Below are 19,357 nucleotides of genomic sequence, written 5' to 3'. Positions count from 1 at the left end.
ACTATCTTTTAAAACTATTGAATGCCTAAAGTATTCTTAGCGTCAGTTACTAATTTGTGTAATTCCATTCTTGCATCATGAGGAGCTCGTGCTAAAGCTCTTAATCCCTTAATAATCTCATCTTTAGATAATTTAGCATAATCCTTGGCTTTTTCAGAAAAAGTTGAATTATAATCATCCACAGATATAATTGCTTTATCAATTGAAGTTATAACTTCTGCATTAACTTTATCAACTTCAGCATTTCCTTTAGCAACATTAGTTTCTAAATCATTTTTAAATGATACTAAATCTCTTTTTAAATCCTCATAATTTCCGTTATAAACTGTTATAAACTCATCATATGTATCGTCAAAAGTGAAGTCATCTACATATATATCATATGTAGTATCTAAGGCATAATTATCAAAATAATAATTATATCTATCTGTCAAATATGTATAGTATTCTTCATTAGTAGGAGCAGCAGTGTTATTAGAATTATTATTTGTAGAATTGTCAGCTGCAGAGTTATCAGTTGTATTAGTGTTGTTAGAGTTATCTGAGACATTATTAGAAGTATCGTTGCCACATCCAGATAATAAAAGCATGCTTATAGATAGAGATACAATTAGTAAAGATTTAATTTTAAATTTCATTAAAAAGACCTCCTAAAATAATTTCTACATATAGTTTGCTTTAGAAAAAAATTTGTATACATTTTAGTGATAGAAAATATAAAAGCATCTTTTAATAATAGTTATTGATTAAGAAGTGAATATGATGAAGAATATTGACAAAAAATGTGTGGTGTGATAATCTGAAAACAAGTAGTTTTAAAAACTACGTTATTAGGTTTTGGATAAATTAAGTAAAATATAGAGGAATGGGGAAATAAAAATGATTAGAATAATATCAGATTCATCATCACTTTATTCAGAGAAAAAAGGTCAAAAAAAGAATATAACAATTGCCTCACTAACAGTACACATAAATGGTAAAAATTATAGAGAATACGAAGATATAGAAACAGAAGAATTTATAAATATAATAAATGAAGGACATATACCAACTTCATCTCAACCATCAATTGGACATGTTGTTGACATGTACAATCAGTATGAAGAAGATGAAATAATAAATATTTCAATGGCTGATGGTTTATCTGGTACATATAATTCAGCTTGTGTAGCAAGAGGAATGGCTAAAAATCCAGAGCGTATACATGTAATCAATTCAGAAACTTTATGTGGTCCACAAAAATATTTAGTAGACTTAGCAGTAACACTTGTGGAAGAAGGAAAAGAATGCAAAGAAATAGTTGATGAAATTAATAAGGCTTTAAAAGAATCTAAATCATATTTAATTCCACATGATTTTGATTATTTAGTGCGAGGTGGAAGAATATCTTCAATAGTTGGTAAGATAGGAAGTGCGATAAAGTTAGTTCCTGTAATGACAATGTCAGAGGATAAGAAATCTTTAGTAAAGTTTACCACAAAGCGTACTTATAAAAAAGCTGTTCAAAAGATAATAGAACAGATGGCAGAGGATGGTATAAATTCTCAACATAAGCTTTATGTTTATCATGCATGTAATGAAGAGGTGGCAGAGGAAGTTAAGAAAATAATATTATCAGCTATGCCAGATGCTGATATTGAAATGGGATTATTAGGACCAGCTTTCACTACTCAAGGTGGACCAGGATGTATTTCAATACAACATATTAAGAAGCATGATGCTTTAAAATAAGCTTTAATTAATCTAGAATTAAGGAATATACAGATAAATAATTGAATTGCTAAAACAATCATAACCCCTACAATATAAATTTAAATTATTTTGTAGGGGTTATGACTATTCTATAATAAATTGATCTAATATTTTACCTTTAATATTTATGGCTGTAATTTTAATATAATCATGGTATGAATCAGCAAGTAAATAATGATATTCGGCAATAGGTGCAACTATTACATCTTTCTTACTTTTATATTTATCTCTAAGCTTTTCACCAGCACCACCAGTTATAATTTGATATAAGTCTTTTAGATTATCAGTTTTATTTATAAGGCGTCTAGAGTAATTATGCTCATGTCCGCAAAAAACAGCATCAATGCTACATTCTTCTATAGTAACTAATAAATCATCACGATTAGCTGTATATAAATCTAAACAGTGCCCTAAATGAGCTCCTGTTGGAAAAAGTGGAGAATGTATGAAAAGGAGTTTTTTCTTAGTGCAATCAGCTGTTATTTCCTTAAGCCAATTAAGAACTATTTCACTAACTTTTTGAATTTCACCATAGTGAAATGAGTTTAGAACAATAATCCGTATATTAGAAAAGTCTAAGAAGTATACTGTTTTATTATATTCCACAAGACAATTGCTTTCAGGAATCATATTATCATAAATTGATGCAAATATTTTTTCAAAGCGATCATCTGTAGGATTTATATTAACTTCATGATTACCAATTACAGGTAAAATATGGGCGCTTGGATAATGTTTATTTATTATGCTATTAAAATCTTCAAGTTGGAGTTTTAAAAGTTTAGGGTCTTTTGAACCAGCAATTGAATCGCCACAAATTACTATAAAATCAGGTGAAGGAGCATATTTTTTAGATGATTTTAACAAGCTATTTAAAACTTTTTTATTTATACCATTGTCTTTTCCTTTAGAATCCCCAAAAATAATAAATTTCATATAAACCTCTCCAAGAATAAGTAGTAAATATTTTAGATATTTATTATATAATTTTAAATTAATTATTTTTACATAATGTAAAGTTAATCTCTAAATTCAATAATAATATATGATGTACTTAATTTATTTGTCATAAATATAAATGGCATACGAAAAATTCATATGCCAAAGAAAACTAATTAATAAAAAATTTAAAAGAATAAAAATAATAATGGAAGCCAGTATAAGCTATTGTTAAAACCAAAATTTCCATAACCATAGTTTCCATAGTATCCATTATAGCATTGACAAGGATTACAGCAGCAGTTGTTATTATACATGCTAGTTACCTCCTGAACATTTATATACTACAGTATATTCAACATATTTTAAAAAGTGTCTAGTATTATATATTTATTTTTTGTGAATAGAATTACTATTAGGAGGCGAGTTAATGAAGAAGTCATTGTATTAATAAAAAGTTCAATAGATGAATTTCTTTTGTTATAGGTATAGGAAAATTTTGATGATGAATTATAAATAAAGTATAATTAAGGTATAAAAAATTAAGTGGATTTAAAAAAATAGTAGGTGAAAAAGGATGAAGATAGGGTTAGTTTTATCAGGTGGAGGCGGAAAAGGTGCATATGAACTTGGAGTATGGAAAGCATTAAAGGAGCTTAACTTAAATAAGTATATCTCAGTTTTTTCAGGAACATCTATTGGAGCTTTTAACGCAGCTTTATTTGCCATGGATGATTTGGAAAAAGCAGAAAAATTATGGGATGAAGTTACTATGGACAAGCTAGTACCAATCAGTAAAAAGGAATTAATAAAAAGAGGAATTGGACTATATTTAGGCGGAAAAAGCCCACAGCTTGCAATGAGATTCTTAAGTGATAAATTAGATCATGGTGCAATAAGTAATGAAGGCGCTATTGAAGTATTAAATAAGTATATTGATTGTAATAAAATTAATGAAAACAATAAAATATGTTATGCTGCATGTACTAAGATTCCAGAGTGTTCTGTTAAATATTTCAGAATAAATGATTATGAAGAGAATGAAGCTAGGAAAATGATTTTAGCTTCGGCATCACTTCCGTTAATTTATGATAGTACAGAAGTGTTAGGAGATAAATATATTGATGGTGGTATGGTGGATAATACGCCTATACAGCCAGTTTATGATGAGGGATGTGACATAATAATTGTTGTACTGCTTTCCAAGGAAGTAACAATAGATAGGAGTCTTTATCCAGAGGCAAAATTAATAATAATTTCTCCTGAAAGACTTGTGGAAAATACTTTAAATGGAACTTTGAATTTAGATGCAGATGCTAAAAGAATACGGATAAATGAAGGATATAATGATACTATGAACAAGCTTATGCCTATAGTGGAAATGGTAAAGTTTATTAAAGAAAAAGAAGAGGAGAAAGCTAATCCTAGATTATATAAAGCTTATAATTATTCTAAAAAGATAGTGGATAAATTTATATCTAGGTAAATAGATTTTTATAGAAATAGATTAATTGATAAATATATTATATAAATTTGTTAAAAATATTAAGGGAATATAATAATTAAATATGGAGATAAGAAATGAATGAACTTGTTTGCGAATTATGTAAAAGATCTGGCGTGCCTAAACTTACAGAACATCATCTTATTCCCAGGGAAAAGGGAGGAAGAGATAAGGAAACCGTATTGTTATGCGAAGATTGCCATAAACAAATTCATGCCTTATATACTAATAAGGAACTTGCCATGAGACTCAATACTTTAGAAAAACTTAAATGTGATTATAAGATTGAAAAATATCTTAAGTATGTAAAAAAGCAATGTCCATCAAAGAAGCTATCCATAAAAAAGTCTAGGGAAGTAAGAAAGAAAAGCAAGAGGTAAAGAATAAATAAAATACTTACAACTTAATTAGTTTAATATACCCATAAATAAGATAATATATCTTATTTATGGGTATATTTAGCTATTATATTTTTGAAAGAGATTCAAAATAACTAAACAACATAATATAGATAAAAATTATGATTTATTAATACTTAAAATAAGAAAAGTCTTTAAAGGGATATATGTAAGTGGTAAGATAAAGAAAGTAACCGGTTGTGTAACCGGTAAAATATAAAACTAGTTAAATTAACTAGTTTTATAATGTATTAATAATATTAAAACCTTTTGACTCCCTATAGTCTATTGAGGTTTTTACATGAACAGTTTTAAATGGCGTAGAATTATCTTTGATACGTGAAATAATTAATTCAGCTGCTAAATTGCCCATATCATAACTAGGAATAGTAATAGTAGTAAGTTGAGGTACTATAATTTTTGCCTCCAATGAACCATCAAACCCACATACTAAAGTATCTTCAGGAATAGAAATATTAATTGATTTTAAAGCATTTACCAATGATACAGCAATAAAATCATTTGCACAGATAAATGCATCAGGAAGTTTATCTAGTTTCTTAATATTATCTCTAAGCCATGAAGAATCTGAATATGGATTTGAATCATTATCTAATATACATGTGCTTTTATCAAGTTGAATATTATAATCAAGTAATGCTGAGCAGTATCCTTGCCAACGTTCATAAAAGCTTTGGCAATGATTAGGATCACCTACGAAACTTATATTTTTACAACCATTATTTATTAGGTTTTTAGTTACAGTATAAACACTATTATAATTTTCCATCAGTAGAATATCTGATTCAAGATTAGGACATTCTTTAGTAGTAGGGCAATCGATGAACAGTGTAGGAATTCCTAGCTTACAAATAAAGTTGCTATAATTAGCATCAAACATTTCTATGCAAATAATTGCATCTATTAATTCAGTTTGAAAGTTGCTTGGTAGCTTTCTAGAGAGTAAATCATCTTCTCTAATTATATATATTGATAACTTTATCCCCAAACTACTTATCTTTTTTTCAAATCCAGATAAAAATTTAGAACCAAAGTGTGAAGAGTTTGGCATATTAGTGGTAAAAAGTGCAATTTCTTTATTTTTAAAAGTAATATTTTTATTTTCTTGAGAAAAATTCTTATAGCCCATCTCAAATGCAGTTTGGATTACTTTCATCTTAGTATCTTCAGATATATTTCCAGTATTATTTAGCGCTTTGGAAACAGTGTTTCTTGATATATTTAATTTATCAGCTATATCTTGTGCTGTAATTTTCTTGTTTTGCATTATTTATAACTCCTCATTTTTACAAATTTACAAATTTTTAAAATATTTATAATAAGTATAGCAAACTAACTATAAAAATAAAAGATAAATACATAATTATTGTTACAAAAGTAAAAGAGTATAGTTTACAATATAAAAAGTATATAGTTTACAATATAAAAGTAAAATATTGGTAAATGTAACAAAAATAGTTGACAATGTAAAATAATGGTGATAATATTAGTTTATAGAGAAATGAAAATGTTTGCAATGGTATAAAGGTAAGCGGAATTGTTTCTAAAATTATAAGAAGGGATGAGATTATATTGAGAGAGCTAAAAAGTGATGTTTTAGTTACAAATGAAAAAATACAGGGAGAATTTTTCAGCAGTAAAAAGCAAGATTTAAAAGTAAGTATTTATAAAAAATTAGATTATATGAAAAAAAACTACCAGTTATATTTGTTTTTTACATTACCTCCATTACTGTTGTTAATAATTTTTAAGTATATTCCTATAGGTGGAATACTAATTGCTTTTGAAGACTATAACCCTATCAGTGGAATACTAGGAAGTGAGTGGGTTGGATTAAAACATTTCCAAAGATTTATGTCCTCACCAGATTTTATGACCTTACTGATGAATACTTTAAAATTAAGCGTTTATGGATTGTTATGGGGATTTCCAGTACCAATTATTTTAGCTTTACTTTTAACTAGGGTAAAAAGTGAAAGAATAAAGAAAATAGTGCAATTAATAATTTATGCACCAAACTTTATTTCTGTAATAGTAATATCAGGTATGATTATATTATTTTTATCTCCTGTTGGACCTGTAAATCAATTTTTGGGAACATCAATTAATTTTATGACTAAGCCAGAAGCATTCCGTACTATATATATTGCCAGTGGAATTTGGCAAGGGGCAGGTTGGGCGTCTATTATTTACACCGCAGCTCTTTCTAATTCAAGTAAGGAACTAACAGAAGCTGCTGTCATTGATGGAGCTAATATTTTTCAACAGATTTGGAATGTTGATATTCCAGCTATAAAGCCAATTATGATTATTCAATTTATTTTATCAGTAGGTGGAATAATGAGTATAGGATTTGAAAAAGCACTTGCTTTACAAACAAGTTTAAATATGCCTACATCTGATATATTAGCTACTTATACTTACAGAATGGGGTTACAGTTAGGTGATTATAGTTTCTCTACAGCAGTTGGATTATTTAACTCAGTAATAAATATAATACTACTTATTATGGTGAATGTAACTATAAAGAAAATGAACGAAGATGAAGAAGTAGGCTTATAGGAGGGTAAAATGGTAAAGAAAAGAAAAAGAAATCTTTCAATGTCAGATAAAATTATTTTAAATAGTGGATATATATTGCTAGGAATTTTTCTACTTGCTATTATAATTCCACTTGCATATATAGTTATTGCTTCATTTACAGATCCTACTGTGCTAAGCAGTGAAGGAATAACATTCGATTTTAGCAAATGGTCATTAGATGGATATAAGAGAGTTCTGCAAGATGATATGATTTTAAGAGGATTTTTAAATTCTATTTTTTATTCAATTTCATATGCAGTAATTTCAGTTGCAGTTACACTTATGGCAGCATATCCGTTATCAAAAGATAAGTTTGTGGGTAAGACATTTATAAACACTTTATATGTAATAACTATGTTTTTAGGTGGAGGATTAATCCCAACATATTTATTGATGGATAAATTAAATCTTTTAAACACTATATGGGCTATGTTATTACCAGGAGCCATAAATGTATGGAATATAATGCTTGCAAAAACATATTTTAAGTCACTACCTAAAGAATTAAGAGAAGCTTCATCTATAGATGGAGCAAGTGAAATAAAGCATTTCTTTAAAATAGTGTTACCAGTATGCAAACCAATTATAGCAGTATTGATGTTATACCAATTTGTAGCTCAATGGAATGGATATTTTGATGCAATGATTTATTTAGATGATTCTAAGCTACAGCCACTACAACTAGTAATAAGATCAATATTAATTCAAAATTCACCATCTACAGGAATGATAGCTGATATACAAAATATGGCTGAAATGTCTAAGATGGCCGAATTATTAAAGTATTCAACAATAGTAATTTCAAGTTTACCATTGTTAATTATGTATCCATTTTTCCAAAAATATTTTGATAAAGGTATAATGATGGGCTCAGTAAAAGGCTGATATTATATAAAAGGGAGAGAGTAAAATGAGAAAAAATAAGATAAAAAGAATTTTAAGTATTGTAATGTTAACTGTAGTAACTACATCTTTAAGTGCTTGTGGAAGTAAGAAGGAGGAAAATGTAACTGTACATTCTGATGTATCATTTCCACTAGAGGAAACTGCCACTTTAACTATGCTTACAAGTGCACCAGCAGTATCAGAACAAAATCCTAATAATAGACTTATATTTAAAAGATTACAAGAAAAAACTAATGTAGAAGTAGATTGGACATGCTATCCAGATGATCAATATGGCGATAAAAAAAGTTTAGCATTATCTAAAAAAGATACACTACCTGATGTAGTTTTTAATGCTGGAATGAGTAATTATGATTTACTTCGTTACTCTAAACAAGGCGTAATTATTGCTGTTGAAGATTTGATAGATGAATATATGCCTAATTTAAGCAAGATATTAAATGAAAATCCTGAGTATAGAAAGATGATAACAGCTCCTGATGGACATATATATTCATTCCCTTGGATTGAGGAATTAGGTACTGGAAAAGAAGCTATACAGGCTGTAGGAGATATGCCTTTTATAAATAAAAAATGGCTAGACGAATTAGGGTTAGAAGTACCAACTACAACTGATGAATTAGTTGAAGTGCTAAAAGCTTTTAGGGATAAGAAACCAGAAGGTAGAACAGATGTAATACCTATGACGTTCATTATAAATAATGGAGACCAAGATCCAGGAATATTATTAGGAGCTTTTGGAGAAGGGGACAATAGTGATCATTTTCTTGTAACAAATGATAAAAAGGTTATTTATTCAACTGTACAAGAGGGATATAAAGAAGGTATAAGCTGGCTTCATTCACTTCAAGAAGAAGGACTTATAGATCCAGAAGCATTTACACAAGATTGGGCAACTTATGTATCTAAAGGTAATAATGGAAGATATGGAATGTTCTTTACTTGGGATGCAGCAAATATAGTTACAAATCCAGAAGATTATATTGCATTACCAGCACTAGCAGGACCAAATGGGAACGTTAATGTACCAAGATCAAATGGAGCAGGTATAGACATTGGAAGATGTGTAATAACTACTGCTAATAAGAATTTAGAATTAACAGCAAAATGGATAGATGAATTATATGATCCATTACAATCAGTACAAGATAACTGGGGAACTTACGGAGATGAAGAACATCAAAATGTATTTGAACTAAAAGAAGATGGTTCATTAGCACATTTACCTTTAGGAGATACTTCACCTTGGGAAGTTAGAGTAAATCAAAATGTAGGTGGTCCTTTAGCAGTTCTTAATGAATACTATGGAAATTATACAACATGTCCAGAGGATGCCCAAGAAAGGTTAAATATACTCCATGAAACTTATGTAAAAGATATGAAGGCAGAGTATAACTATCCTGTATTACTTATGACTCAAGAAGATATAGAATTGTTTACTCAATATGAAACAGCAGTACGACAATATACTGAAAGAAAAAAAGCTGAATGGATTTTAAATGGAGGCATAGAAAAGGAATGGGATTCTTATCTTGATGAGATGGAAAAATTAGGGCTATCAAAAATGTTGGAAATAAAGCAAAAATATTTAGATGAATATTTTAAATAATAAACATACGCAAGTGGCAGATTGTCACTTGTGTTTACTGAAAAATATTAGAGGAGTGGATTAGGGTAATTATGAGTAGTTCAGTTTTAGAGAAAGCAAGAGATTATGAGAATAGATTTATTGAGAGTATAAAAAGCGAAGAAAGACCAGCTTTTCATATATCAGCACCAATTGGTTGGATTAATGATCCAAATGGATTTTCAATTTTTAATGAAGAATATCATTTGTTTTATCAATATAATCCATATGGTACAGTGTGGGGGCCAATGCATTGGGGGCATAGTAAATCAAAAGATATGATAAAGTGGCAACAGCTACCAGTAGCTATGGCACCAGATAGTAAATATGATATAGATGGATGTTTTTCAGGGAGTGCTATAGAAGATAATAATAAACATATACTTATGTATACTGGAGTAGTTGATAAGAAAAATGAAAATGGTGAGCATTATGTAAGACAAGTTCAATGTATAGCTATTGGTGATGGAGAAAATTATTTTAAGCTAGATAGTAATCCAGTTATAACTGATGAATTATTACCAGAAGGAAGCAGTTTTGAAGATTTTAGGGATCCTAAGATATGGAAAGAAGATGGAGATTTTTATTCAGTTGTTGCTAGTAGAAGTAAAGATGGTAGTGGACAGATATTAATGTTTAAGTCAGAGAATTTAAAAACTTGGGAGTTAGTTACTATCTTAGACAAGAGTGAAAATAAATTAGGTCGTATGTGGGAGTGTCCAGATTTCTTTAATATAGATGGAAAAAATGTACTTGTAATTTCACCACAAGAGGTTAGAGCTACCAAAGATGGATTCCATAATGGGAATAATACTGCATTTTTAATTGGAGAGTATGATAAAGAAAATAAAAAATTTAATAGAGAAAAAACAAAGGTAATAGATTTTGGATTAGATTTTTATGCACCTCAAACATTTGAAGATAAAGATGGTAGACGTATAATGATTGGATGGATGCATTCTTGGGAAAATAGAATTATTCCTAATGAGTTTAAATGGTGTGGAATGATGACAATACCAAGAGAAATTAGAATAAAAGATAATAATGTAATTCAAACGCCAATTAAGGAAATTGAAAATTACTATGGTGATACAGTAAAATATGAAAAAATAACTATAGATAAAGAAGTTTCGCTAGAAGGAATTAACGGAAGAGTACTTGATATGACTTTAGATATCGACGCTTCAAAAGCTGAAGAATTTGAAATCAAATTTGCAAAAAATAATGAGTATGAAACGATAATAAGATATTATTCAAAAAGAAATACAATAGAGTTTGATAGAAGTTATTCAGGAAAATATGGAGATATTCTTCATAAAAGAGAGATGAAGGTTAAAGATAATGATGGTAAGTTAAGAATGAGATTAGTTTTAGATAAATATTCTGCTGAAATATTTGCAAATGATGGAGAACAAGTAATGACTTCAACATTTTATACACCATTGGATGCACAAGATATAACACTTTCATCAAAAGGAAAATCAATACTTAGCATTGAAAAACATAAAATCGACATATAAATTATAAAAATTAATCAAAATATTTAAAGTTATAAAATAGAGTACTAGGAAATGGAGATTAAACTATTATGAAAAAAGTAATTTGTCCTGGAGAGGCGTTAATAGATTTTGTATCAACAGATGTAGGTAAATCATTAGAGAATACAAATGGATTTGTAAAAAAAGCTGGTGGGGCTCCAGCAAATGTAGCATCAGCTATATCTAAATTAGGAGCAGAAGCTTATTTTGCAGGAACTGTAGGAAAGGATGCTTTTGGAGCATTTATAGAAACTACTTTAAAAGCTAATAATATTAATACAAGTTTATTGTTTAAGCTAGAAAATCATAGTACTACATTAGCATTTGTTTCGTTAATGGAAGATGGAGAGAGAGATTTTGAATTCGCAAGGGATGCTGATTCGCTTTTATCAATTGATATGCTTAAGGATAAATTAGAGTGTTTTGATTTATTTCATTTTGGAAGTGCCACAGCATTTCTTGAAGGAGAATTGAAAAAAACATATTATAAATTAAAAGAGTATGCAGTTGAAAATAACAAGTTAATAACATTTGATGCTAATTATAGAGAAAATTTATTTGCTGATAAAAAAGAAGAATTTATTAAATGCTCTGTTGATTTTATAAAGGATAGTTTTATTGTAAAACTAAGTGATGAAGAAGCATTGTTAATTAGTGGTAAAAATGAAGTTAAAGAAGCTGCCCAGTATATTGTAAAATTAGGTTGTGAAAATTTGATTATAACATTAGGTAAAAAAGGCTCTTTAGTAACAACGAAGAAAACACAAGTATTAGTGCCAACAAAAGAAATGGTAATGATAGATGCTACAGGAGCAGGAGATGCTTTTATGGGAGCTGTCATTGCTCAGATTATAAATAAACCAGATAAAGATATTGTTGAAATTGTTAAACTAGCTAATTTAGTAGGAGGAATAACCACAACTAAAATAGGTGCACTTGAATCAATACCTACTTGGGAAGAAGTTGAAAAGTATAAATAAGGAAATACTGAGATTTAGTTAACTAAATCTCAGTATTTTTTATACGTATAAATATTAAGAAGTTGTCTCTCTTTGAATTAATTCAGTGTCTATATTAATATGTTCAATAGTTATAGGCATATTTTTATTTTTAGCATTAATTTGTCTAAGAATTAATTTCATTGAGTCCTCAGCAATTTTAACAATATCTTGCTTAACAGTGGTAATTGGAAGGATAGACTCCATAGAAATTGGTGAATTATCAAATCCTATTATTTCATATTCATCAGGTATATTTTTTTTATTTTTTATTAAAATATTCAATAAAATATTGGCATGAGTGTCATTGCTTAAAAATATACCTTTTTTTCCATTAGGATATTTTTTTTCAATGTCTTCATATATATTATAAATATTATGATAAGCTGTATCAAATGTACTTCCTATTTTAGAAAGATAACATTTATAATTAATGTTATTAGTCTCACAAGCAGTTTTAAACGCTTCAATACGTTTATAAGAAGGAGTGTCTTCCTTTACACCTCCGTTTATATGAATTAACATATCACAATTATTGTTAATTAGTAAATTAGTTGCTTGCAAAGAGCCATAATAATTATCACTATTAACACTTGAAATATACTTGTCTTCTCTTTCAATAGAGACTATAGTAATATTTAATTCACTTAGGGTTTTAGAATCTATAGAATGGCTTAGTATAATTAATCCTTCGATTTGATAAGCTAATAATTCGTGTATATAATTCATTTCTTCATCTCTATTGTTATTTCCAACAAATACTAAAAATTTATACTTGTATTTTGGATAAGTATTAATAAGAGAATCTAAAATTTGAGAATAGTAATGTAAAAATAAATCAGGAATAATAATACCAATCATTTCTGTTTTACCATTAGCTAAACTTCTAGCAACTTTATTTTCTTTGTAGTCTAATTCAACTAAAGCATTTTCAATTTTTTTCTTAGATTCTTCAGTTAAAGAATCAGGATTATTGAAATATCTAGAGATAGTTGTTTTAGAAAAGTTTGTTTTTTTTGCTATATCGTTAAATGTAATTTTTTTCTTCATACGCACCTCACCTAAGTATATTATATCAAAAAAGGATTTCAAATGAAAATAAAATGCTTATAGAACATTGACATGTAATCGATAACACGATAATATTACCTTAAAATAACCGCTTATGTTACCGGTTACTAAAACTAGGAGGGAATTATATGGGGAGACCTAAGATACATTTAACAGCACCGAGAAATTGGATTAATGATCCAAATGGATTTATTTATTATAAGGGAGAATATCATTTGTTTTATCAATATTTCCCATATGACTGTAGATGGGGAACAATGCATTGGGGACATGCTACCAGTGGTGATTTAATTAAGTGGAAACATCATCCTATAGCATTATATCCAACAAAAGAATATGATCAAAATAGATGTTTTTCAGGAACAGCGTTAATTAAGGATGATAAATTACATCTTTATTACACAGGAGTAAAATATGATAAACATAAAGTGGGAAATATTCATTCTCCATATGATAATGAGTCTTTTGAGTCATCACAAGTAAAAATATTTTCTGAAGATGGATATACATTTAATAATTTAGAAGATAAGAAAATAATTATAAAACCGATTATGGATGAAAAGTTAGGACATAGAACTCATACAAGAGATCCAAAAGTATGGAAATATAAAGATAGATATACGTTAATACTTGGGAGTAAGTTTATAGAAAGTGGTAGTGATAAGTTTACTGGAGAAGTTCTATTTTACACTAGTGAGGACGGCGAAAACTGGAGTTATAAAAATAGGTATTATGATAAAAAAATAGGAGATATGTGGGAATGTCCAGATTTATTTGAAGTCGATAATGAATATATATTAATTATGCTCCGGAACATTTAATAAGTGATGGAAATAATTACACTAATAATACTGTTTACTCAATAGTTGGCTTTGATGAAGAATCCTGTGATATGAAGATTGATGATGAAGTAATGATATTAGATGAGGGATTAGATTTATATGCAGCACAAACAAATATTGATAAATACGGAAATAGGATATTAATTGGATGGATGCGTATGCCTAGCAAGCCTTCTAATGAAGAGTGGATAGGAATGATGACACTACCAAGAAAAATAACAGTTAGGAAAAATCAAGTGTATTTTAGTATACCTGACTATATCGATGATAAGTTTAATAAAAAAATAGATATAGGCAAATTTGATATAAATAATCCATGTAAAATAAATGTTACGTTAAAAGAAAATAGTGTATTAGATATAGGAGGATACAAGATTTTCATAGAAGATGATAGAGTAGTAGTTGATAGAAGTGAAGTTTTTGTGGAGACAAATAAAGTATGAAAAATGTTTAAATCATCAATTTTAAAAGGAAAATATGAATTAAAAATATATATAGATAATGGAATAATAGAAGTGTTTATAAATGATGGCAAATATGTAATTTCCAATATAGTTTATGATTTAAAATCTTATGTAAAAGTTAATGGTATAGAGAAAATAGAAATAAATGAAATGATTTTTTAAATAATTATAAAAAATGTGGGAGGGCTAACTTTGAGTAAAGAGAAAATATATGAGAGAGCTGCAGCACAATTATTACAACTTATTGGAGGAAAAGACAATGTAATAAGTGCAGCTCATTGTGCAACAAGATTAAGAATTGTATTGAAGGACGACAAAAAGGTAAATATTAAAGAAATAGAAGAAGTTGATTTAGTTAAAGGTAGTTTTAATATCTGCTAAAAAAGCAAACGTATTGCAAAGGTTCTTAAAGGCTCTTGCAGATGTATTTGTACCAATATTACCAGCACTTGTTGCAGCAGGGTTATTAATGGGTCTTAATAATGTACTTACAGCTGAAGGTTTATTTATAAAGGGACAGTCATTGATAGAGGTATATCCTAAATTTACAGATTTGGCAGAAATGATAAATACTTTTTCTAGTGCTGCATTTACATTTTTACCAGTTTTAATTGGTTTTTCAGCAACTAAAATTTTTGGTGGAACGCCTGTTTTAGGTGCAGTTATTGGGGCTATAATGATTCATCCTGATTTATTAAATGGATATTCATATGGACAAGCACTTTTAGATGGAACAGTACCAGTTTGGAATATACTTGGTGTTGAAATTGCTAAAGTAGGATATCAAGGAACAGTATTACCAGTAATAGTATCCTCATTCATAATTTACTATTGTAGGACCTATTATGAGGACAGTAGGAGATTGGATGACTGCAGGAGTTATGTGGCTGTTTTTTGATTTGGGATTTATAGGAGGGGCAATTTATGGAGTAGTTTATCCACTATTAGTTATAACGGGAATGCATCATAGCTTAGTAACTGCAGAAACGCAAATATTAGCTAATATTGAAACATTAGGGGGATCACCTACATTTGCAGTAGTTGCAGCTTCTAATGTTGCACAAGGTGCAGCAGCACTTGCAGTATTCTTTATTATGAGAAAAAATGCAAAGATGAAGAGTATTGCTTCAGCATCAGGAATTTCAGCTCTATTAGGAATTACTGAGCCAGCCGTATTTGGGGTAAATTTAAAATTAAAGTATCCATTTGTAGGTGCATTAATAGGTTCTGCCGTAGGTTCAGCATATGCTACATTTATGAAAGTATTATCATTATCTCAAGGACCAGCTGGGTTACCTGGAGTTATAGTGATTAGACCAGAGTCTATGGTACAATATATGGTAACAATGGTTATTACATTTGTTACAGCAACTATAGCAACAATTTTGCTATCCACGGTTTTTCAAAAGAAAGAGAATAGCACTAACTAGATAATTTAATAAATATATAAGGCTGTATCAAAAAGTTTATTATTTTTGGTATAGCTTTATTGTTTTGAATAGATAGTTTTAAATATATGTAAGATTAATAAACTAATAATTATATTATACTTGAAATATGTTTTATTAATATATATAATATTGAAGGAATTAGTATGGTGCTTTTAGTTTATAAATATAAATAGGCAAAAGTTAAAAGGGAATGTGATGAAATTTCACAACAGCCCCCACTACTGTGATAGAGGATGAAAGCTAAAATTATAAATTCCATTGAGAGATTTTCTTGAGAAGGAGTTTAGTGAGTAAAGAGATTCTTAAGTCAGGAAACCTGCCATAACTTTAATAGTGTTTTTCTTTGGGAGGGAGAGAACAAAAAAGGAGAAAAAAATGAATAAATTATTTAAAAGGTTTGCAGCAATATCTTTATCCACTATGATTGCTTTTGGCTTAATTAGCTGTGGAAATAATGCAGAAAAAAAAGATAATACTGCAAATCAATCATCTCAAGTTGGAGAAGTAGTATATCCAGTAACTATAACAGATTCTTTTGGTAAAGAGGTAACTTTAGATAAGGAACCTAAAAAGATTATTTCTGTAGCACCTAACATAACAGAAATGATATATGAACTTGGAGCAGAAGGCAAACTTGTAGGAAGAACTGATTATTGTGATTATCCAAAAGAAGTAACAAATATTGAATCAATTGGTAGTTTAATGACGCCAGATATTGAAAAAATAATAAGCTTAGAACCAGATTTGGTAATTACTTCAACTCATTTTGATAAGGAAAATACAGCTAAACTTGAAGCAGCTGGTATTAAGATTATAGGATTATATGAAGAACATGATGTTGATGGTGTTTACACTATGATGGAAACATTAGGAAAAGCTTTAAATAAACAAGATGAAGCAACTAAGGATGTAGCTGCAATGAAATCTACTATTAAAGAAGTAACTGATGCTGTTAAAGATTTAGAAGAACCTACAGTTTATTATGTAGTAGGATATGGAGAATATGGTGATTTCTCTGCACCAGAAAATACTTTTGCAGGAGAAATTATTAAATTAGCTGGTGGAGATAATATAGTACCAGCACAAGACAATTGGTCATATAGTTTAGAAGCACTTTTAGAAGCAGATCCTGAAATAATCATTATAGGTAATGGTATGAAGGATGGATTTGAAACAGCTGAAGGATATAAGGAGTTAACTGCTGTTAAAGAAGGAAAAGTATACGAAATAGATAATAACTTAATAGACCGTCAAGGTTATAGAAATGCAGAAGGAGTAATGACTTTAGCAAAGATATTCCATCCAGAAGCCTTTCAACAATAGGAGGAGCATATTTTGGAATCAAAGAAAGCAAGAAACTATATTTATATTAGCTTATTGTGCGTTTTTTTATTCCTATGTATAGTGGTTTCTGCATCAGTAGGATCATCATCTATTAATCCAGTGGAAAGTTTAAAGCTTGTGCTTAATAAAATTCCTTTGATAAATAGAGTTATTGATACTACTGATATAAAGGAAATATATGAAGTAATTATTTGGAAGGTGCGCTTACCAAGAATTTTGCAAGCATCTCTTGTTGGAGGTGGGCTTGCAGTGGTAGGTTGCACCTTTCAAGCAGTATTTAGAAACTCTTTAGCAGATCCACATATATTAGGTATTTCATCAGGAGCATCATTAGGAGCAACAATTGCAATATTGTCAGGTTTAACACTTAATTTTTTAGGAATAGGTATTATTAGTATATTTGCTTTTATTGGAGCAATAGCAACTGTAATGTTGGTATATAAAGTAGGTGGCTTAGGTGGAAAAATAATAACTACAAATCTTTTATTAACTGGTACAGCTATAGGAACAATGTTAAGTTCTGTTATTTCACTACTTATGATTTACAATAGAGATAATTTAGAAAAAGTTTATTTATGGACACTAGGCAGTTTTTCTTCTGCCAATTGGAGCAAAGTATTATTTATGTTTATAGTATCTTTAATATCCGTAGTAATATTATTTGTTTTCAGTAGGGATTTAAATGTAATTCTTACAGGTGATGAGGTGGCAGCAAGTTTAGGAATAGATACTGTAAAATTAAAAAATCTACTTATAATTTTTTGTGCTATATTAGTTGCAGCAAGTGTATCAGTAAGTGGAACTATTGGATTTGTAGGGCTTATTATTCCTCATTGCATGAGATTACTAGTAGGTTCAGATCATAGATTACTTTTACCATTTTCATATTTTGGTGGAGCTGCATTTATGATAATATGTGATACTATAGCTAGAACAATAGCTGCTCCTACAGAAATACCTGTAGGAGTAATAACAGCTGTTTTTGGAGCACCATATTTTATATATTTACTTTATCGTAATTCAAAAAATGGAAAGTTTTGAGGTGGATTAGATGAATGAAAATATTTTATCAATTAGCAATCTAAGCTGGCAACCCAATAATGAAGAAAAATATATATTAAATGACATATCCAGTGATTTTAAAGAAGGTGGCTTTTATGGTATATTAGGGCCAAATGGTTCAGGAAAGACTTCTTTAATAAAACATATTCTTAGATTTTTAGAAGTGAAAGAAGGAAGCATTTCCTTAGATGAAAGAAACATAAATAAGTATTCAAGAAAAGAGTTGGCAGCGAATATTTCTTTTGTGCCTCAAAATGTTAATATGGATGTGAATTTTTCTGTATATGATATTATTGCTATGGGAAGAACTCCATATTTAAAAAGATTTCAAGATTTAACAATGGAAGATAAGAGAATTATCCAACATGCTATGGAAATTACAAATTGTGTTTATTTAAAAGATAAGATGTTTGCTAATTTAAGTGGTGGTGAATCACAAAGAGTATTAGTAGCTAGAGCTATAGCACAAGATACTAAGTATTTAATCTTAGATGAGCCTATTTCACATCTTGATATAAGATATCAAGTAGAATTGATGGAAACATTAAAAAGACTTAATGATGAGGAAAACAAGACAATTATTGCTATTTTGCATGATTTAAATTTAAGTTCAGCATATTGCAAAGATATAATACTTATGAAAAATGGGTCCATTTATTCTAAAGGAAGTGTAGAATCAGTACTTACTAAGGAAAATTTAAAGGATGTATATGAAATGGATTTTGAAATACAACGCTTAACTAAAAGTAATCAATTATTTTTTGTACCTTTGGTATCTGGATTATTAAATAAATATAAATAGAAAATATGCTATTATGAATTGCCCTCTGTCTATGTGACAGAGGGCAATTCATAAT

The 19,357-nt window shown here is 28.8% G+C and carries 20 protein-coding genes, 1 pseudogene and 1 riboswitch; of the genes and pseudogenes, 16 read left to right on the top strand and 5 right to left on the bottom strand.

Going from position 1 to position 19,357, the window contains the following annotated elements:
- Positions 1 to 14: 14 nt before the first annotated feature.
- The gene (locus Q5O44_RS02570; protein WP_022166824.1) at positions 15 to 638 is read right to left on the bottom strand and encodes a hypothetical protein; all 624 of its coding nucleotides are present in this window, start codon (positions 636 to 638) and stop codon (positions 15 to 17) included.
- Positions 639 to 879: 241 nt separating this feature from the next.
- On the opposite strand from Q5O44_RS02570, the gene Q5O44_RS02565 reads away from it, so the two are divergent.
- Positions 880 to 1,731, top strand: coding sequence for a DegV family protein (locus Q5O44_RS02565; RefSeq protein WP_022166823.1), 852 nt, complete (start codon positions 880 to 882; stop codon positions 1,729 to 1,731).
- Between the two features lie 105 nt (positions 1,732 to 1,836).
- Here Q5O44_RS02565 and Q5O44_RS02560 read toward each other — a convergent pair whose 3' ends face one another.
- Together Q5O44_RS02560 and Q5O44_RS02555 are read right to left on the bottom strand one after the other, a co-directional pair.
- Complete coding sequence (locus Q5O44_RS02560) at positions 1,837 to 2,688, bottom strand: metallophosphoesterase (protein WP_022166822.1); 852 nt, start codon at positions 2,686 to 2,688, stop codon at positions 1,837 to 1,839.
- A gap of 191 nt (positions 2,689 to 2,879) precedes the next feature.
- Entirely contained in the window at positions 2,880 to 3,008 is a 129-nt protein-coding gene (locus Q5O44_RS02555) for a hypothetical protein (protein ID WP_291659875.1), read from the bottom strand.
- A gap of 260 nt (positions 3,009 to 3,268) precedes the next feature.
- Here Q5O44_RS02555 and Q5O44_RS02550 point away from each other — a divergent pair, with 260 nt between their 5' ends.
- Both Q5O44_RS02550 and Q5O44_RS02545 read left to right on the top strand, forming a co-directional pair.
- Entirely contained in the window at positions 3,269 to 4,177 is a 909-nt protein-coding gene (locus Q5O44_RS02550; RefSeq protein ID WP_022166821.1) for a patatin-like phospholipase family protein, read from the top strand.
- Positions 4,178 to 4,272: 95 nt separating this feature from the next.
- Positions 4,273 to 4,575: an HNH endonuclease gene (locus tag Q5O44_RS02545; protein ID WP_022166820.1), complete on the top strand. Its 303-nt coding sequence runs from the start codon at positions 4,273 to 4,275 to the stop codon at positions 4,573 to 4,575.
- Positions 4,576 to 4,834: 259 nt separating this feature from the next.
- On the opposite strand, the gene Q5O44_RS02540 is transcribed toward Q5O44_RS02545, so the two are convergent.
- A complete protein-coding gene (locus Q5O44_RS02540) occupies positions 4,835 to 5,881 on the bottom strand; it encodes a LacI family DNA-binding transcriptional regulator (protein WP_022166819.1) in 1,047 nt (348 codons plus the stop codon).
- A 416-nt stretch (positions 5,882 to 6,297) separates the two neighbouring features.
- Here Q5O44_RS02540 and Q5O44_RS02535 point away from each other — a divergent pair, with 416 nt between their 5' ends.
- The 5 genes from Q5O44_RS02535 to Q5O44_RS02515 all read left to right on the top strand — a co-directional run bounded on the left by Q5O44_RS02535 (position 6,298) and on the right by Q5O44_RS02515 (position 12,248).
- Positions 6,298 to 7,176, top strand: coding sequence for a sugar ABC transporter permease (locus Q5O44_RS02535; RefSeq protein WP_186834621.1), 879 nt, complete (start codon positions 6,298 to 6,300; stop codon positions 7,174 to 7,176).
- A 9-nt stretch (positions 7,177 to 7,185) separates the two neighbouring features.
- The gene (locus tag Q5O44_RS02530; RefSeq protein ID WP_022166817.1) at positions 7,186 to 8,082 is read left to right on the top strand and encodes a carbohydrate ABC transporter permease; all 897 of its coding nucleotides are present in this window, start codon (positions 7,186 to 7,188) and stop codon (positions 8,080 to 8,082) included.
- 25 nt (positions 8,083 to 8,107) lie between these two features.
- Positions 8,108 to 9,712 carry an extracellular solute-binding protein gene (locus Q5O44_RS02525; RefSeq protein WP_022166816.1) on the top strand — a complete coding sequence of 535 codons (1,605 nt, stop codon included), beginning with the start codon at positions 8,108 to 8,110 and terminating at the stop codon, positions 9,710 to 9,712.
- A 71-nt stretch (positions 9,713 to 9,783) separates the two neighbouring features.
- Positions 9,784 to 11,250 (top strand): glycoside hydrolase family 32 protein, encoded by a 1,467-nt coding sequence (locus tag Q5O44_RS02520; RefSeq protein WP_022166815.1) that lies wholly within the window; start codon positions 9,784 to 9,786, stop codon positions 11,248 to 11,250.
- Positions 11,251 to 11,318: 68 nt separating this feature from the next.
- Entirely contained in the window at positions 11,319 to 12,248 is a 930-nt protein-coding gene (locus Q5O44_RS02515) for a carbohydrate kinase (RefSeq protein WP_022166814.1), read from the top strand.
- 54 nt (positions 12,249 to 12,302) lie between these two features.
- Here the strand turns inward: Q5O44_RS02515 and Q5O44_RS02510 are convergent, their stop codons facing one another.
- Complete coding sequence (locus Q5O44_RS02510) at positions 12,303 to 13,316, bottom strand: LacI family DNA-binding transcriptional regulator (protein ID WP_022166813.1); 1,014 nt, start codon at positions 13,314 to 13,316, stop codon at positions 12,303 to 12,305.
- A 149-nt stretch (positions 13,317 to 13,465) separates the two neighbouring features.
- On the opposite strand from Q5O44_RS02510, the gene Q5O44_RS02505 reads away from it, so the two are divergent.
- The 8 genes and pseudogenes from Q5O44_RS02505 to Q5O44_RS02470 all read left to right on the top strand — a co-directional run bounded on the left by Q5O44_RS02505 (position 13,466) and on the right by Q5O44_RS02470 (position 19,302).
- Complete coding sequence (locus Q5O44_RS02505) at positions 13,466 to 14,158, top strand: glycoside hydrolase family 32 protein (RefSeq protein WP_022166812.1); 693 nt, start codon at positions 13,466 to 13,468, stop codon at positions 14,156 to 14,158.
- Between the two features lie 71 nt (positions 14,159 to 14,229).
- Complete coding sequence (locus Q5O44_RS02500; RefSeq protein WP_022166811.1) at positions 14,230 to 14,622, top strand: sucrose-6-phosphate hydrolase; 393 nt, start codon at positions 14,230 to 14,232, stop codon at positions 14,620 to 14,622.
- Between the two features lie 3 nt (positions 14,623 to 14,625).
- Positions 14,626 to 14,805: a GH32 C-terminal domain-containing protein gene (locus Q5O44_RS02495; RefSeq protein ID WP_022166810.1), complete on the top strand. Its 180-nt coding sequence runs from the start codon at positions 14,626 to 14,628 to the stop codon at positions 14,803 to 14,805.
- A 30-nt stretch (positions 14,806 to 14,835) separates the two neighbouring features.
- The gene (locus tag Q5O44_RS02490) at positions 14,836 to 15,024 is read left to right on the top strand and encodes a PTS transporter subunit EIIB (protein WP_022166809.1); all 189 of its coding nucleotides are present in this window, start codon (positions 14,836 to 14,838) and stop codon (positions 15,022 to 15,024) included.
- Positions 15,025 to 15,112: 88 nt separating this feature from the next.
- Positions 15,113 to 16,073: pseudogene (locus Q5O44_RS02485) on the top strand (PTS transporter subunit EIIC).
- Between the two features lie 148 nt (positions 16,074 to 16,221).
- A riboswitch (cobalamin riboswitch) is annotated at positions 16,222 to 16,433 on the top strand.
- Between the two features lie 36 nt (positions 16,434 to 16,469).
- Positions 16,470 to 17,417 (top strand): ABC transporter substrate-binding protein, encoded by a 948-nt coding sequence (locus Q5O44_RS02480; protein WP_022166806.1) that lies wholly within the window; start codon positions 16,470 to 16,472, stop codon positions 17,415 to 17,417.
- A 12-nt stretch (positions 17,418 to 17,429) separates the two neighbouring features.
- On the top strand, positions 17,430 to 18,479 hold the full coding sequence (locus Q5O44_RS02475; RefSeq protein WP_022166805.1) for an iron ABC transporter permease: 1,050 nt from the start codon (positions 17,430 to 17,432) through the stop codon (positions 18,477 to 18,479).
- Positions 18,480 to 18,489: 10 nt separating this feature from the next.
- Positions 18,490 to 19,302: an ABC transporter ATP-binding protein gene (locus tag Q5O44_RS02470; RefSeq protein ID WP_022166804.1), complete on the top strand. Its 813-nt coding sequence runs from the start codon at positions 18,490 to 18,492 to the stop codon at positions 19,300 to 19,302.
- Positions 19,303 to 19,357: the final 55 nt, after the last annotated feature.

This window comes from Clostridium sp. CAG:221 (assembly GCA_000435835.1).
In the GTDB taxonomy this organism is placed as follows: domain Bacteria; phylum Bacillota; class Clostridia; order Clostridiales; family Clostridiaceae; genus Clostridium.
Note: the sequence above shows the minus strand (reverse complement) of the source record. Positions and strands in the feature narration are given on the sequence as shown.